Source organism: Acidovorax temperans, assembly GCF_006716905.1.
GTDB lineage: Bacteria > Pseudomonadota > Gammaproteobacteria > Burkholderiales > Burkholderiaceae_C > Acidovorax > Acidovorax temperans.
This window is the reverse complement of record NZ_VFPV01000003.1, coordinates 438,903-452,525: the sequence shown is the minus strand read 5'-3', so window position 1 is coordinate 452,525 and position 13,623 is coordinate 438,903. Positions and strand designations below refer to the sequence as shown.

The following is a 13,623-nucleotide window of genomic DNA, read 5'->3' as shown; positions in this document are numbered from 1 at the left end:
TACGTCGAAATCGTCGTTTACAGACGTGCGGCGATTTCCATCACTACTATTCGCTAGAAGAGCCCAGGAACAACGCCATGCGCCTTACCCAATGGACTGACTACACCTTGCGTGTACTGATGTATTGCGCGGCTACGCAGGGCCGTGAACAACCTGTGACGATCACCGAGGTGGCCGAGGGCTATGGCATCTCCCGCAGCCACCTGATGAAGATCGTGCAAGAGCTGGCAGCGCAGGGCTTGCTCGAGACGACAAGGGGCAGAGGAGGCGGCATGCGCCTGATGAAGCCGCCCAGCGAGATCAATCTGGGCGCCGTGGTGCGCCAGACCGAAACCGACTTTCACCTGGTCGAGTGCTTTGACCCCCGGGTGAACCGTTGCCGCTTGAGTGACAACTGCCGGCTCAAGGGTGCCTTGGGGGCAGCCATCAACGCTTACCTGGCGGTGCTGGATGGCGTGACCCTGGCGGATTTGGTGGATGCGCCCACTTCCACCATGGAGGTGTTGCCGCTGGTTCAGCATCCCCGGCGCAGCGCCAAGCCTGCGTCTGGCCTGGCGGTGAAATGATCCGGTGAGCGTGCTTGAGGTGGCCTAGGGCCTGGCCGGGCCTATTCCACCTGCATTCAATACTGCCCCTGACGGGGCGGCGCTGCGATGTGGGGCCGCGCTGATTGGATGCTTTGTGTGTGTTCGAAAAGGTTTGTTGCCAGACCTTTTCGAAGGAGTTTACGGAGTCACCACTTCCAGCAAACGGTCCAGGCCGCCCTGGTTGATGGCCACATGGGCTTGCGCACGCACGGTGGGTTTGGCGTGGTAGGCCACTGAAAGACCGGCGACGCCCATCATGGGCAGGTCGTTGGCACCGTCGCCCACAGCAATGGCCTGCTTGGGGGAAATGCCCATCAGCGATGCCAGCTCCAGCAGGGTGCGGCGCTTTTCGGCGCCATCGCAGATGTCTCCCCAAGCCTGGTCCACCATGCGCCCGGTCAGTTGGCCGTTGTCCACTTCCAGCATGTTGGAGCGGGCGAAGTCGATGCCCAGGCCCGCGCGAACGCGATCGGCAAAGAAGGTGAAGCCGCCCGATACCAGCAGCGTGGTGAGTCCGGCGGCTTTCGCGGCGGTGATCAGCTCTTTGGCTCCGGGGTTGAAGCGCAGCCGTTCGGTGAACACATGCTCCAGATGGCTCACCGTCACCCCTTTGAGCAGGGCGACGCGCTGGCGCAGGCTTTCCTTGTAGTCGGTGATCAGTCCTTGCATCGCTGCTTCGGTGATGGCGGCCACTTCTGCCTTTCGGCCAGCGGCATCCGCAATTTCATCCACGCATTCGATGTTGATGAGCGTCGAGTCCATGTCAAAAGCAATCAGCTTGAAATGGGACAGCGAGAGCGGCGCTTGAATGCCCTGGACAACGAGGCCTGGGGCCAGTTCGGTGGCTTGTGTCATGAAAAAACTGCGGCTAGACGGAAATGGAAAACCGCAATGGTAGCCCTGTGGCATAGGGCTGCTGCTGTGCCGCAGACATTGGGCACAGGGCGCATCGCTTTGTAAGCGCACGCTCAGCCAGCCCACGTCACTAGTGGGTGGCTACAGGATTTAAAGCGAAAAAAGGCCCTAAGGCCCATGGATAAAGCGCGAGCAGCTATCAAAATCGAAGCAAACGCTTGCGCCCAAAGCGCCATCACTGCAGGCGCCTCTCAAAGCAACTCAGCGCGTGGACGTCTGTCCTTCTCGGTTGCCCTTGCCGACCTGTGCGGGGTTGGGCGCTGGTGGCTCGTTCATCTTCACCACAAACATGCGCACGAAGAACGCGGCCATGCACAGCATGAATCCAATGCCGATGATGCTCATCAGGCCGTAGTCGGTAGAGAAAAGGTCGTTCAGCAATTTCATGGGGAAACCCTCTTTCTTGAATGGATATCCCACTATCGTGCCCCAGAGGCGTGGGCGGCTTGCGCTATGTCAAGAATCCACCAGCCACGGCGGTCGGCTTCAATCGGGTTTGCGCAAGTACAAACGATCCGACCATGTGGCCAGCCACTCGGGCTTGAACGCCACAAAGATCGCCGTCAACATGCCCGTGACGAAAGCGTCGCCCCAGGCCATGAGCCAGCGTGCGACCAGCGACAGGTCGCCTTCCACGCCTGGGAGCGAATGTCCGCTCCACTGCCCCAGCACGTTTGCCAAAAACAAGCACACGGCCGTGCCGAGAAAGGCGCGACCCAGCACGTAGACAAAGGGCTGTGTGCCGATCAGGCGCCGGATGACCGCACCCAATGCCAGCGCCAAGGTGGCAGGCACAACCCCTTGCCAGGCAATCGTGCCCACGGCGTCAGCCCAGTCGAGCGAGGGTGAAAGCACGGCCGCAATGCCGCCCACGGCCACCAAGGCCGGTATGGCCAGCGGCCACCCCAGCATCAGCACCACCAGGCAGGCACCAGACCATTGCAACTGCAGCGGCATGCGATGCAGTGTGGGCAGCGCCCACAGCCAGGGCAGCACCACCAGCGTGGCCAGCAGCGGCGTCACGAGCGGGGAGGGCTCGCTGGGCCCGTCTTTCCCCAGCGCCTGACGGCTCAGCATGCGCCAGGGGCGCAGCCATAGCGACATGACCAAGGCCACCGCGATCAGACAAGCTTCAAGTTCCATAGCGTTCCTGGCGCGGTGTTGCCGATGGTGTGGCGTTTATCCGAGGGCGGGCTGGGCCAGCGGCTGCCCGAGCCCGCGCAAGATATCGCGCACCAGTTGTGCCCGGTCCTTGGGTTCTTTCAGCTCGCGCTCGATGCGCAGCTTCTCGTTGCCCGCCAGCTTGATGTGCTTGTTCTTCTGGATCAGTTCGATGATGCGCATCGGGTCGATCGGCGGCTGGGGCTTGAAGGTGATGTTGATGACGCCGGGCGCGGCGTCCACCTTCACCACGCCGTAGGGCTGGCTCAGCACGCGCAGGCGATGCACGTCAATCAAGGTCTGGGCCTGCGGCGGCAGTTTGCCAAAGCGGTCCACGATCTCTTCGAGCAAGCCGTCGATCTGGTCAGGTGTCTTGGCCGTGGCCAGCTTCTTGTAGAACGACAAGCGCAGGTGCACGTCGCCGCAGTAGTCGTCGGGCAGCAGGGCGGGGGCGTGCAGGTTGATGTCGGTGGTGACGGACAGGGGCGAGAGCAGGTCGGGCTCCTTGCCCGCCTTGAGCGCCTTGACGGCTTCGTTGAGCATCTCGTTGTACAGCTGGAACCCGACTTCGAGCATGTTGCCGCTCTGGTTTTCGCCCAGCACCTCGCCCGCACCGCGGATCTCCAGGTCGTGCATGGCCAGGTAAAAGCCGCTGCCCAGTTCTTCCATCTGCTGGATGGCTTCGAGCCGTTGCTGCGCCTGCTTGGTCAGGCCTTCCACGTCGGGCACCATGAGGTAGGCATACGCCTGGTGGTGGCTGCGGCCCACGCGCCCGCGCAGCTGGTGCAGCTGCGCCAGGCCGAACTTGTCGGCGCGGCTCATGATGATGGTGTTGGCCGTGGGCACGTCGATGCCGGTCTCGATGATGGTCGAGCACAGCAGGATGTTGAAGCGCTGGGCCACGAAGTCGCGCATCACGCGTTCGAGCTCGCGCTCGGGCATCTGGCCGTGGGCCACGGCGATGCGGGCCTCGGGCAAGATCTCTTCGAGCTTCTGGCGGCGGTTCTCGATGGTCTCCACCTCGTTGTGCAGGAAGTAGACCTGACCGCCGCGCTTCAATTCGCGCAGCACCGCCTCGCGGATCACGCCCGTGCCTTCGTTGCGCACAAAGGTCTTGATCGCCAGGCGCCTCTGCGGCGCGGTGGCGATGACCGACAGGTCGCGCAGCCCTTCCAGCGCCATGCCCAGCGTGCGCGGGATGGGGGTGGCGGTGAGGGTGAGCACGTCCACCTCGGCGCGCAGGGCCTTCATCTGCTCCTTGTGGCGCACGCCGAAGCGGTGCTCCTCGTCGATGATGAGCAGGCCCAGGTTGTGGAACTTGGTGGATTCACTGAGAAGCTTGTGCGTGCCCACCACGATGTCTACCGTGCCGTCGCCGATACCCTTGATGGCGGCCGTGATTTCCTTGCCCGACCGGAAGCGCGAGACCTCGGCAATCTTCACCGGCCACTTGCTGAAACGGTCCACCAGCGTCTGGTAGTGCTGTTCGGCCAGCAGCGTCGTGGGCGCGAGGAAGGCCACCTGCTTGCCGCCCGTCACAGCCACGAAGGCAGCGCGCAGCGCCACCTCGGTCTTGCCAAAGCCCACGTCGCCGCAGACCAGGCGGTCCATGGGGCGGGGGCTGATCATGTCCTGGATCACCGCGTGGATGGCGGCATTCTGGTCGGCCGTTTCTTCAAAGCCGAAGTCGTTGGCAAAGGTCTCATAGTCCTGCGGGCTGTAGCGGAAGGCATGGCCTTCGCGCGCCGCACGCCGGGCGTAGATGTTGAGCAGCTCGGCCGCGCTGTCACGCACCTGCTCGGCAGCCTTGCGTTTGGCCTTTTCCCACTGGCCGCTGCCCAGCTTGTGCAGCGGCGCCTCGTCGGCGCTCACGCCGGTGTAGCGACTGATGAGCTGCAGCTGGCTCACGGGCACATACAGCACGGCCTTGTCGGCATATTCCAGGTGCAAAAACTCCTGCATGGCGGGCGAGCCATCGGGGTTCTTGTTGCCCACGTCCATGTTGACCAGGCCCCGGTAGCGGCCGATGCCGTGCTGGCTGTGCACTACGGGGTCGCCCACGTTCAGCTCGGCCAGGTCCTTGATCAGCGCTTCGACATCGCTGACTTGCTCCTGCTTCTTGCGGCGGCGCGTGGTGGGGCCCGCGGCAAACAGCTCGGTCTCGGTGACGAAGTCGATGCCGTCCTCGATCCAGCTGAAGCCCGCGGTCAGCCCGGCGGTGGCGATGCCCACCTTTTCGTCGGCTGCTCCCTGAAACTCGGCCAGCGAATCAAACGCGGGCGGATTCAGTTGCGACGCGCGCAAAAAGTCCAGCAGACTTTCGCGTCGGCCGTCACTCTCGGCCAGCAGCAGCACGCGGTGCTGGGTGTTGCGGATGTGGGCGTGCAGGCGGGCCAGCGGGTCTTCCGCACCGCGCACTACCGACAGGTCGCCAAGCTTCTGGAAGTGCGGGTTGTCATCCACGTCCTGCACGCCGGGGCGCAGCGACAACTGGGCATGCTCGTTGGCGCGGGTGTAGAACTGGTCTATCGAGAGAAACAGCGATTCGGGCGGCAGGGCAGGGCGCTCGGGGTCGCCCTGCACCAGACGGAAGCGGTCTTTCGTGTCCTGCCAGAAGCGCTGAAAGGCAGGCTCCAGGTCGCCGTGCAGCACCACCGTGGCTTCGTTGCCCAGGTAATCAAATACGGTGGCCGTCTCGTCAAAAAACAGCGGCAGGTAGTACTCGATGCCCGCCGTGGCCACGCCCGCGCCCATGTCTTTGTAGATGCGGCTCTTGGTCGGGTCGCCTTCCAGCATCTCGCGCCAGCGGCTTCTGAATTTGGCGCGCGCCTCGTCGTCCATGGGGAACTCGCGGCCGGGCAGAAGGCGCACCTCGGGCACGGGATACAGGCTGCGCTGGCTGTCGGGGTCGAAGGTGCGGATGCTGTCGATTTCGTCGTCGAACAGGTCTACGCGGAACGGCACGAGCGAGCCCATGGGGAACAGGTCGATCAGCCCGCCGCGCACCGCGTATTCGCCGGGGCTTACCACCTGAGAGACATGGCTGTACCCGGCCAGCGTGAGCTGCGCTTTGAACTTGGCTTCGTCCAGCTTTTGCTTCGTCTTGAAGTGGAAGGTGTAGCCGGCCAAGAACGAGGGGGGTGCCAAGCGGTACAGCGCAGTCGTGGCGGGTACCAGCACCACATCGGCTTCACCTTGCGAGATGCGCCACAGTGTGGCCAGCCGCTCGCTGATCAGGTCCTGGTGCGGGCTGAATGTGTCGTAGGGCAGCGTCTCCCAGTCGGGGAACAGCGCGCAGCGCAGGCCGGGCGCAAAGAAGGCCATCTCGTCGATGAGGCGCTGCGCGTCGGCAGCGTCGGCGGCGATGATGGCCGTGGTGCGGTGAGAGGCTTTGTCACGCTCGGCCAGGCGGGCCAACAGCAGGGAATCGGCGCTGCCCACGGGGCGGGGCAGGGAGAAGCGTTTACCAGGGGTGAGTTTTGGCAGTTCCATGCGGAGACGGTGTCGTCAGCCCCGCAGCACCCCCTGGGGCGCGAAGCGCGCACGGGCTGGGCGGGGCGGGGGAGTGGGGATTTTAGAATGCTCTCCTCATGACCGCTGCGCTCCTGCCCTCCACCCCTTCTGATCCTGTTCCTTTGTCGGCCCACGGCCGTTTTTGGGGCCTGGTGCCCTGCGCAGGCATGGGGCTGCGCGCGGTCGCTGCGCCCGCAGCGGGCACGGCGCCTGCACCCTCGCTGCCCAAGCAGTACCACTTGGTCGCGGGCCAGCCCATGGTGCTGCACACTTTGGCTGCTTTTTCTGGTGTCAGCCGTTTGTTGGGCACGCTGGTGGCGGTGGCGGCGGGTGACCATTTTCTGGACGCCTATGCCCATCCCTCTTTCTTCAGGGTGGAGTGCGGCGGCCCTACCCGGGCTGATACGGTGCTGGGAGGGCTGAAGGCGCTGCTGGCGCGCGGCGCGCAGCCACAGGACTGGGTGCTGGTGCACGATGCGGCCCGCTGCCTCATTACCTCGGCGCAGATCGACACCCTGATTGACACTTGCGCGACTGATGGCGTGGGCGGTCTGCTCGCCCACAAGCTGGCTGACACGCTGAAAACCTCGATTGATGGCCCAGGCGGCGTGCGCGTGGCCACCACGGTGGACCGCAGCGACAAATGGCTGGCCCAAACCCCGCAGATGTTCCGCATCGGGCCACTGATGGCCGCCATCGAGCGCATTGGCCCTGCTGCAACCGATGAGGCCAGCGCGATGGAAGCGATGGGGCTGCACCCTCGGCTGGTGCCCGGGGGGGCGCAAAACTTCAAGGTGACCTACCCCGACGACTTTGCCCTGGCCAGCGCGGTGCTGGCCCAGCGCGGGCATGGCACGACGCTGGAGCGTTTTGGCGGCGGGCGAGTGGCGCCCACCCTGGGCGGCTGAGCCTGGTCTGCTCCACAAACCTATTGCGAACGATTTCTGAAACAGGTTGCCTCTACGCAGGCAGAAGGTGAAGCGATGAATTTCCGGATTGGTGAAGGATGGGACGTGCACGCACTGGTGCCCGGCCGCCGTTTGGTGATTGGTGGCGTGGTGATTGAGCACAGCATGGGGCTTCTGGGTCACTCAGATGCCGATGTGCTGCTGCACGCCATCACCGATGCCCTGTTGGGCGCGGCCGGTCTGGGCGACATTGGCACGCATTTTCCAGACACCGACCCCACCTTCCGTGGCGCGGATTCGTCCGTGCTGCTGGCTGAAGCAGCCCGCCGGGTGCGCGCGGCTGGCTACGAGATTGGCAACATCGACAGCACCGTGGTGGCCCAAGCGCCGCGCTTGGCAGCGCACATTCCTGGCATGCGCGCCTGCATTGCGCAGGCACTGGGTGTGCAACCTGATCAGGTCAACGTGAAAGCCAAGACCGCAGAGCGCCTGGGCCCGGTGGGGCAGGGGCTGGCCATGGAAGCGCGTGCCGCTGCGCTGATCTACCGCGCCTGACAGTGCTTTTAACGGGCCGAGCCGCCCGCCTTGGCGCGCAATACTTCAGTGCGCGTTCGCGGCTTCTTCAAACCGGTCTACCGTGCGCAGTTGCTTGAAGCCCAGGGTCCATCCCCCCACCACGCCCGGCGTGCACAGCCCACCCAGCACGGCGGCGGGCACGACGCCTAGCCAGGCGGCGCTGGTGCCGGCGCGGAACTCACCCAGCTCATTGGATGAGCCAATGAACAGCATGTTGACCGCGTTCACGCGGCCCCGCATATGGTCGGGCGTGGAGAACTGCACCAGCGCACCGCGGATGTAGACGCTGACCATGTCGGCAGCGCCCGCCACCAGCAAGGCCGCGAACGACAGCCAGAACCAGGTGGACACCGCAAACAGCAGGTTGGCCAGCCCAAACACGGCCACCGCCACAAACATGGTGCGCCCCACCTTGCGGTTGAAGGGGCGCATGCTGAGGTACAGCCCTGCACCCACTTCACCCACCGCCAGGGCACTGCGCAGCGCACCCAGCCCCGCCGGGCCTACGTGCAGCACTTCGCTGGCGTAGATGGGCAGCAAGGCCACCACACCGCCCAGCAGCACCGCAAAAAGATCCAGCGAAATGGTGCCCAGGATGATGGGGCGTGAGCGGATGAAACGAATACCTGCGCCAAACCGTTCCCACATGGTGCCCGTGGCCGCCGCTGCATTGCGGGCCTGCAGGGTGACAACGCGTGACAGCAGCGCGGTGCCCAGCGCAAAGCACACAAAGCACAAGGCATAGGTCAACCGGCCCCCGCCCAGCGCATACAGCACCCCACCCAGCAAGGGCCCGCCAATACTGGCAGCGCGCATGAGCATGCTGTTGGCGGCAATGGCAGCGGCCAGCTGTTCGCGCGGCACGACTTGCGGCAGCAGGCTTTGCAGTGCGGGCCCAGAGAACGCCCGCGAGCAGCCGAACAACACCAGCACGGCATAGACGCCCGTCAATCCCGCCACGCCTGCTGCGGAGTGGCCTGAAAGCCACCACAGTGCGCCGCTGCACACGGCTCCCACCGCCCAGCTGCTGGCCAGGATGGCTTTGCGGTTGAAACGGTCAATCAAATCCCCGGCCGGCAGCAGCAGGCACAGCATGGGTAAAAACTGCGCCAACCCTACGTACGCGAGTGCGAGTGGGTCTCGTGTCAGGTCATACACCTGCCAGGCCACCACCACGGCCTGTATCTGCGTCGCAAACACCGCCATGAGCCGTGCACTGATGAACGCCAGAAAGCCCGGGTGGCGGTAGATGCTGGCGGACGGCTTGGCAGCGAGGGCGGGGCTGGGGATGGTCACGTTGCTTGGCGGGCCCAGAGGCCTGCAGAGAGGGGAGGAGGATGCTAACGCTTGGCCTGGCGCAGGAGCGCGCAAGGGTTGGCCGCATTGACTGCTGGCGCCTTAGGCCCGGTGCCGTTGCCGATAAGTCCATGGCGCCAGAGGGCGCTTTTGCGACCAAAGCCCCAGACGCTGCGATCGCGCGCGCTGCTGCAACGGCTGCAGCTGGGGGTGTTGCTGTGCATAGGGCGCGTAGACCCAGGCCATCCCAGCGGCAACCTGGGCGGCCGCCACATCTTTGCCCGCACACTGCACATTGGCCACGGTGCGGCCGTAATCGTCCCGGGTCAGCGGCTGTAGCCGGGCCTTTTGCCGAAAGCACAGCTGCGCCAGGTGCTGCTTGGAGCGGGTGCCAAACGCCTGTTTGGTTTCGGGGGCATCAATGGCGGCGACGCGTACCTTGACGGGGCGATACGCCCCCGGTGCGCCGCAGCGGGCGGTGAGGGTGTCGCCATCGCTGATGGCAACAACCAGGCAGAACATGACAGTGAGAGACACGAGCAAAGGCGCGCGGGAACAAACCGTGGCGCAATGGAACCAAAAGGGGCGCCACTATACGGTGATCCCGCTCGGCGGCGCATGGTGGGCTACAGTTCTTTACGCTCGCAGTTCACAAAGTGGCCAGAAAAACCGGCTACCCTTTCACTACCTTTCCAGTCTTGTCGGAGAACACAGATTTGAACCAGTTTTCAAGCGCCTCGCGTGCCGGGGCCATGCCCCTGCCCATCGGGCGCCGGGTGATGAGCGCCATCGCCCTGTGTGCGGTGACCTTGCTGGCTGGTTGCGCCACCACCGGCAGCGTGCCGGTGTTTTACGGCCCGCAGGAGAAGTTTGGCTCGCTGGCCACCTATTCGCGCCTGTTTGACGCCACCCCTGCGCAGACGTGCGAGGCCTCGCGCCGCGCCTTGCTCAGCCAGGGCTACCTGATCAACACCACCACGGCCGAGATGGTGGAGGGGAAGAAGAGCTTCCAGCCCAGTCCAGAAACCCACTTGCAGATGGTCATTCGCGTGGTGTGCGTGCCTGACAGCCCCAGCGGCAAAGTGAGCCTCGGGTTTGTGACGGCCTTGCAGGACAGCTATGCCCTGCGCAAGACCAACAACTCCGCCAGTCTGGGCGTGGGGGCCCTGGGGTCCGTGTCGTTGCCCATAGCGGCCAGCAGCGATTCGTTGGTCAAGGTGGGGAGCGAAACCATCGCCTCCGATGTTTTCTACGACAGCTTCTTTGACCTGATCAAGCGCTACCTGGCGGCCGATGACCTGCCGCCTGAGGCGTCGGCCAGCGGGGGCTGATGCCCGGGTTGTGAACCCCCATGGGCTGGGCCTGAATGGCCGCAGCCTTTACTTTTGTGCGCAGTTGCATGACCATTTGGTTTTTATGCACTGCAACAGGAGACAGCCATGGAATCTGTTCAGCCCCGCGCCGATGCCGCCACCCGATACGGCCCGCTGACCGCCACCACCGCCGTTCAGTCTGCGGGCAACGCCCGCCGCGAAGCCGCCGCACAGCCCGGCAATGCGGCCAGCCCCTCCAGCGACGCCGGTGAAACCACCGCCACCTTCAGCCGCCGCGCGCAAGAGCTTTCGGCCCGGCAGACGCAAGAGGTGCGACAGGCGCAGGACACACAAGACCAGGATCGCATGACGGCCCGTCAGACGAATGACGCCATGCAGGCGCGCCAAGTGGCTGAGACCGATGCGGCTGCCGAGGTCAATCGCAGGGCCACGGCCCAATCCACTTCCACTGAAGTGGCAGGGGCCCTGGGTGCGCAGGCCCGCCGGGCCTACCAGGGTGTGGACAGCATGTCGGCCGCTGGCTGACGCAGCCGCGCTACCGCACACCGCAGGTTCACCCCCAGCACCACCCCCAAGCGCCAGGAGTTCGCCATGGTTTCCGCCGTTCGCAGTGTGGCCCCTGCCGCCAATACCTCCTTGGCTGTGCAGAGTGCTCGGCGCGAAGCGCAGCAGGCCGAGCAAACGGCGCGCGCGCTGCAAAGCCAGGCGCAGGCCGCCCAGCGCAGCGCAGACCAGGAGCAGGCCCGTGCTGACGACCTCAGCAGCCAGTCCGCCACCGCCGACCAGCGTGCCAACCGGGCGCGTAGCAGCTTGGCTGCGGCCACTGATGCAGCATCGCGCCCTGCCGCCACGCCGCCGGGGGGGACGCTGGCGCCCCCACCGTCGGACCCCACGCTGCTCAGGGCAGACGGGCGCGTGGCGGGGTCTTCCAGCACGGGGCGCTACGTCAACGTGTTTGCTTGATGGCTGGATTGAGCTGATTTAACGATTCAGCACTGTTGCCTCACACCCCGCAGTCGCACGCTGGCAAGCGTGGCTGCAACTTAGCGGCTGGGCGTTGGTTACCGCGCGCTCACCTGTTTCCACAGGCCGGGCGCAAGCCCTTCCAGTGAATACGGCCCCACGGCCGCCCTGACCAGGCGCAGGGTGGGGTAGCCCACCGCTGCCGTCATGCGGCGCACCTGGCGGTTGCGACCCTCGCGGATCACCAGCTCCAGCCACGACGTGGGGATGGACTTGCGCTCACGGATCGGGGGCACGCGTTCACCCACATCGGGCGGTGGGTTCAACAGGCGTGCGCGGGCGGGCAGGGTGGGGCCGTCATTCAGCACCACGCCCTGGCGCAGGGCGGCCAAGGCGGCTTCGTCGGGCGTGCCCTCCACCTGCACCCAGTAAGTCTTCTCCATTTTGAAGCGCGGGTCTGCAATGTGCGCTTGCAGCTTGCCGTCGTTGGTCAGCAGTAGCAGGCCCTCGCTGTCCGCATCCAGCCGCCCGGCCACATACACGCCGGGCAGGTCGATGTAATCCTTGAGGCCTTGCCACTTGCCCTCGGGCGTGAACTGGCTGAGCACGCCGTAGGGTTTGTAAAAGCAGATCAGCAGCGCGTCTTCGGGCGCGATGCGTTCGGCTACCGGTCTGCGAGCGCCGGCTCGTGCGGGGGCCGTGTCGCGCGTTGCCCGCGCCGCCGGTTTGCCAGGGCGGGTGAGCTTCGGGCGGGGGGTAGGTTGGGTCATGGCGCGGGCAGCGGAAGGCGCTGCGTCAGTCCTCGTCTTTGCCCACCACGGCCCGCACACCGGCAGCGCCCACGTCCACCGTGGTGCCCACCACGGTCGCGCCCACCTTCACGGTGGTGCTCACTACGGTGACGGCTGCGTCGGCCACAGCTACCACAGCACAACCTGAGCACAGCATGGCAGCCGCGCAGGCCAGGGCAGGCAGTGTGGAGCGACACCCTGGGATATGGCACGGGCGTGCAGACGATGGGGCTGGGAGCATGGGCTGGACGATAGGAAGGTGAGTGGGGGCTTCAGCGCCCGCGTTCAACGGTTGAGGGGCGGATTGTGCTCCAGCCCCGGTCAGTCCATGAACAGGGCTGGGTCCACCATGGTGCGGTTGAGCATCACGCCCCAGTGCAGGTGCGGCCCGGTCACGCGGCCGGTGGCGCCCACCTTGCAGAAAGCGTCGCCTGCGCTCAGGGTGTCGCCCACCTGCACGTCGATGCTGCTCAGGTGGCAATACATGGTGAGCACGCCGTGGCCATGGTCCAGCCAGACCGTGCCGCCATTGAAGAAATAGTCGCCCGTGTCGATGACGGTGCCCGGCAGCGGCGCCACGATGGGCGTGCCGGTGGGGGCGGCGATGTCCATGCCGCTGTGCGGATTGCGGGCTTGCCCGTTGAACACCCGCCGCAGGCCAAACGAGCTGGAGCGCCGCCCCGGTGTAGGCTGGCGCATGTGCAGTGACGGAAGGGCGCCGCCTGCGGGTTCGCTCCAAGTGGCCATGACGCGGGCCTGGTGGTCACGCTCGCGTTCGTAGCGGGCCTGGTCTTGGGGCGACAGGTCTACCGTGCGGGGCGAGACGGTGAGCTTTTGCTCCGCATACCGTTTGGGGGCCACGGTGTAATGAATCTGCCGTGTCTGCCCTTCGGCCGCTGTGGGCAGCACCGTCACATGGGCGTCGCCCGTGGGTGCGGCCAGTGGAATGCCCAGCACGGCCGTCCACTCGATGGCGTCGCCCACCACCAGCACGGGCACATCCGCATCGCCCTGGCGCACCTGCACACGGGGCCGCTGCGCTGCGGGGCCCAGCGACAGCCGCGCCACCCCGCCTGGCACTGCCAACGCGCGCGGCCAGACACCTGCGGGCGCGGGCCGCTGCTTGGCCGCCAGGCCAATGCCGGGCAACGATGCCAGGGTGAGGGACGCGAGCAGGTGGCGGCGGTTCAAGAGCGGCATGGAAGGGGGCGGTGTTTGAAAGAAAAATAGCTGCCAGCGCTTATTCTATAAGCGCTGGCAGCTATCAAATTTGAAGTGAGTTGCTGGCTGGCTGGACGGCTAGCAGCGCCGCGTCAGACGGGGGTGAATTCGTAGGTGACGGATTCGCTGTCCACCATGTCCAGCACATCGTTGAGCACCTCATCGTCGTCGGTGCTGCTCCAGGTCTCTTCGGGGTTGGTGGCAAACAGGGGTTCGATGGCCAGGTCCATGAACGTGCCGTCGGGCAACTGGAGCACGGGCGTGCCTTCAGACGTTTCCACCAGGCTCCAATCGTCGGGCACGGACATTTCAAGCTGGATGGTGACGTTGAGTTTTTTCATGGTGCATTCCTAAAGAG

At 65.3% G+C, this 13,623-nt stretch carries 16 protein-coding genes; 6 read left to right on the top strand and 10 right to left on the bottom strand.

The features are described from left to right. Positions 1 to 77 precede the first annotated feature (77 nt). Positions 78 to 566: an RrF2 family transcriptional regulator gene (locus tag BDD18_RS17030; protein WP_142084613.1), complete on the top strand. Its 489-nt coding sequence runs from the start codon at positions 78 to 80 to the stop codon at positions 564 to 566. Between the two features lie 159 nt (positions 567 to 725). Here the strand turns inward: BDD18_RS17030 and serB are convergent, their stop codons facing one another. From serB to mfd, 4 genes are all read right to left on the bottom strand, one after another. After that, entirely contained in the window at positions 726 to 1,442 is a 717-nt protein-coding gene (gene serB / locus BDD18_RS17025; RefSeq protein ID WP_142084611.1) for a phosphoserine phosphatase SerB, read from the bottom strand. 261 nt (positions 1,443 to 1,703) lie between these two features. Then, entirely contained in the window at positions 1,704 to 1,889 is a 186-nt protein-coding gene (locus BDD18_RS17020) for a DUF3149 domain-containing protein (RefSeq protein WP_066789441.1), read from the bottom strand. A 99-nt stretch (positions 1,890 to 1,988) separates the two neighbouring features. Further along, positions 1,989 to 2,645, bottom strand: a complete 657-nt coding sequence (locus BDD18_RS17015; protein ID WP_066789443.1) for a hypothetical protein — start codon at positions 2,643 to 2,645, stop codon at positions 1,989 to 1,991. A gap of 36 nt (positions 2,646 to 2,681) precedes the next feature. After that, the gene (mfd, locus tag BDD18_RS17010; protein WP_142084609.1) at positions 2,682 to 6,155 is read right to left on the bottom strand and encodes a transcription-repair coupling factor; all 3,474 of its coding nucleotides are present in this window, start codon (positions 6,153 to 6,155) and stop codon (positions 2,682 to 2,684) included. A 98-nt stretch (positions 6,156 to 6,253) separates the two neighbouring features. On the opposite strand from mfd, the gene BDD18_RS17005 reads away from it, so the two are divergent. Further along, complete coding sequence (locus tag BDD18_RS17005) at positions 6,254 to 7,084, top strand: IspD/TarI family cytidylyltransferase (protein WP_044397527.1); 831 nt, start codon at positions 6,254 to 6,256, stop codon at positions 7,082 to 7,084. A gap of 75 nt (positions 7,085 to 7,159) precedes the next feature. Beyond that, on the top strand, positions 7,160 to 7,639 hold the full coding sequence (gene ispF / locus BDD18_RS17000) for a 2-C-methyl-D-erythritol 2,4-cyclodiphosphate synthase (protein ID WP_044397526.1): 480 nt from the start codon (positions 7,160 to 7,162) through the stop codon (positions 7,637 to 7,639). Positions 7,640 to 7,684: 45 nt separating this feature from the next. Here ispF and BDD18_RS16995 read toward each other — a convergent pair whose 3' ends face one another. Both BDD18_RS16995 and BDD18_RS16990 read right to left on the bottom strand, forming a co-directional pair. Then, positions 7,685 to 8,956 (bottom strand): MFS transporter, encoded by a 1,272-nt coding sequence (locus BDD18_RS16995; protein WP_420837331.1) that lies wholly within the window; start codon positions 8,954 to 8,956, stop codon positions 7,685 to 7,687. Positions 8,957 to 9,058: 102 nt separating this feature from the next. Beyond that, positions 9,059 to 9,478 (bottom strand): thermonuclease family protein, encoded by a 420-nt coding sequence (locus tag BDD18_RS16990; RefSeq protein WP_211360827.1) that lies wholly within the window; start codon positions 9,476 to 9,478, stop codon positions 9,059 to 9,061. 230 nt (positions 9,479 to 9,708) lie between these two features. On the opposite strand from BDD18_RS16990, the gene BDD18_RS16985 reads away from it, so the two are divergent. The 3 genes from BDD18_RS16985 (at position 9,709) to BDD18_RS16975 (ending at position 11,253) form a co-directional block, all read left to right on the top strand. Continuing rightward, positions 9,709 to 10,287, top strand: coding sequence for a DUF2242 domain-containing protein (locus tag BDD18_RS16985; protein WP_066785084.1), 579 nt, complete (start codon positions 9,709 to 9,711; stop codon positions 10,285 to 10,287). Positions 10,288 to 10,395: 108 nt separating this feature from the next. After that, complete coding sequence (locus BDD18_RS16980) at positions 10,396 to 10,815, top strand: hypothetical protein (RefSeq protein WP_066697132.1); 420 nt, start codon at positions 10,396 to 10,398, stop codon at positions 10,813 to 10,815. Positions 10,816 to 10,881: 66 nt separating this feature from the next. Beyond that, positions 10,882 to 11,253, top strand: a complete 372-nt coding sequence (locus BDD18_RS16975) for a hypothetical protein (protein WP_142084602.1) — start codon at positions 10,882 to 10,884, stop codon at positions 11,251 to 11,253. Positions 11,254 to 11,351: 98 nt separating this feature from the next. Here the strand turns inward: BDD18_RS16975 and BDD18_RS16970 are convergent, their stop codons facing one another. The 4 genes from BDD18_RS16970 to BDD18_RS16955 form a co-directional block, all read right to left on the bottom strand. After that, positions 11,352 to 12,023, bottom strand: coding sequence for a pseudouridine synthase (locus BDD18_RS16970; RefSeq protein ID WP_142084599.1), 672 nt, complete (start codon positions 12,021 to 12,023; stop codon positions 11,352 to 11,354). A 25-nt stretch (positions 12,024 to 12,048) separates the two neighbouring features. Next, positions 12,049 to 12,285 carry a hypothetical protein gene (locus BDD18_RS16965; protein ID WP_142084597.1) on the bottom strand — a complete coding sequence of 79 codons (237 nt, stop codon included), beginning with the start codon at positions 12,283 to 12,285 and terminating at the stop codon, positions 12,049 to 12,051. 80 nt (positions 12,286 to 12,365) lie between these two features. After that, positions 12,366 to 13,244 carry a peptidoglycan DD-metalloendopeptidase family protein gene (locus tag BDD18_RS16960; protein WP_142084595.1) on the bottom strand — a complete coding sequence of 293 codons (879 nt, stop codon included), beginning with the start codon at positions 13,242 to 13,244 and terminating at the stop codon, positions 12,366 to 12,368. Between the two features lie 113 nt (positions 13,245 to 13,357). Then, positions 13,358 to 13,606, bottom strand: a complete 249-nt coding sequence (locus BDD18_RS16955; protein ID WP_044400959.1) for a hypothetical protein — start codon at positions 13,604 to 13,606, stop codon at positions 13,358 to 13,360. Positions 13,607 to 13,623 lie beyond the last annotated feature (17 nt).

Bases quoted from the DNA above. Each gene is read 5' to 3' on its own strand.
- ispF (WP_044397526.1), top strand. From the start codon at position 7,160: ATGAATTTCCGGATTGGTGAAGGATGGGACGTGCACGCACTGGTGCCC.
- mfd (WP_142084609.1), bottom strand. From the start codon at position 6,155: ATGGAACTGCCAAAACTCACCCCTGGTAAACGCTTCTCCCTGCCCCGC.
- BDD18_RS17030 (WP_142084613.1), top strand. From the start codon at position 78: ATGCGCCTTACCCAATGGACTGACTACACCTTGCGTGTACTGATGTAT.
- BDD18_RS17015 (WP_066789443.1), bottom strand. From the start codon at position 2,645: ATGGAACTTGAAGCTTGTCTGATCGCGGTGGCCTTGGTCATGTCGCTA.
- BDD18_RS16965 (WP_142084597.1), bottom strand. From the start codon at position 12,285: ATGCTCCCAGCCCCATCGTCTGCACGCCCGTGCCATATCCCAGGGTGT.
- BDD18_RS16985 (WP_066785084.1), top strand. From the start codon at position 9,709: ATGCCCCTGCCCATCGGGCGCCGGGTGATGAGCGCCATCGCCCTGTGT.
- serB (WP_142084611.1), bottom strand. From the start codon at position 1,442: ATGACACAAGCCACCGAACTGGCCCCAGGCCTCGTTGTCCAGGGCATT.
- BDD18_RS17005 (WP_044397527.1), top strand. From the start codon at position 6,254: ATGACCGCTGCGCTCCTGCCCTCCACCCCTTCTGATCCTGTTCCTTTG.
- BDD18_RS16955 (WP_044400959.1), bottom strand. From the start codon at position 13,606: ATGAAAAAACTCAACGTCACCATCCAGCTTGAAATGTCCGTGCCCGAC.
- BDD18_RS17020 (WP_066789441.1), bottom strand. From the start codon at position 1,889: ATGAAATTGCTGAACGACCTTTTCTCTACCGACTACGGCCTGATGAGC.
- BDD18_RS16970 (WP_142084599.1), bottom strand. From the start codon at position 12,023: ATGACCCAACCTACCCCCCGCCCGAAGCTCACCCGCCCTGGCAAACCG.
- BDD18_RS16990 (WP_211360827.1), bottom strand. From the start codon at position 9,478: ATGTTCTGCCTGGTTGTTGCCATCAGCGATGGCGACACCCTCACCGCC.
- BDD18_RS16975 (WP_142084602.1), top strand. From the start codon at position 10,882: ATGGTTTCCGCCGTTCGCAGTGTGGCCCCTGCCGCCAATACCTCCTTG.
- BDD18_RS16960 (WP_142084595.1), bottom strand. From the start codon at position 13,244: ATGCCGCTCTTGAACCGCCGCCACCTGCTCGCGTCCCTCACCCTGGCA.
- BDD18_RS16980 (WP_066697132.1), top strand. From the start codon at position 10,396: ATGGAATCTGTTCAGCCCCGCGCCGATGCCGCCACCCGATACGGCCCG.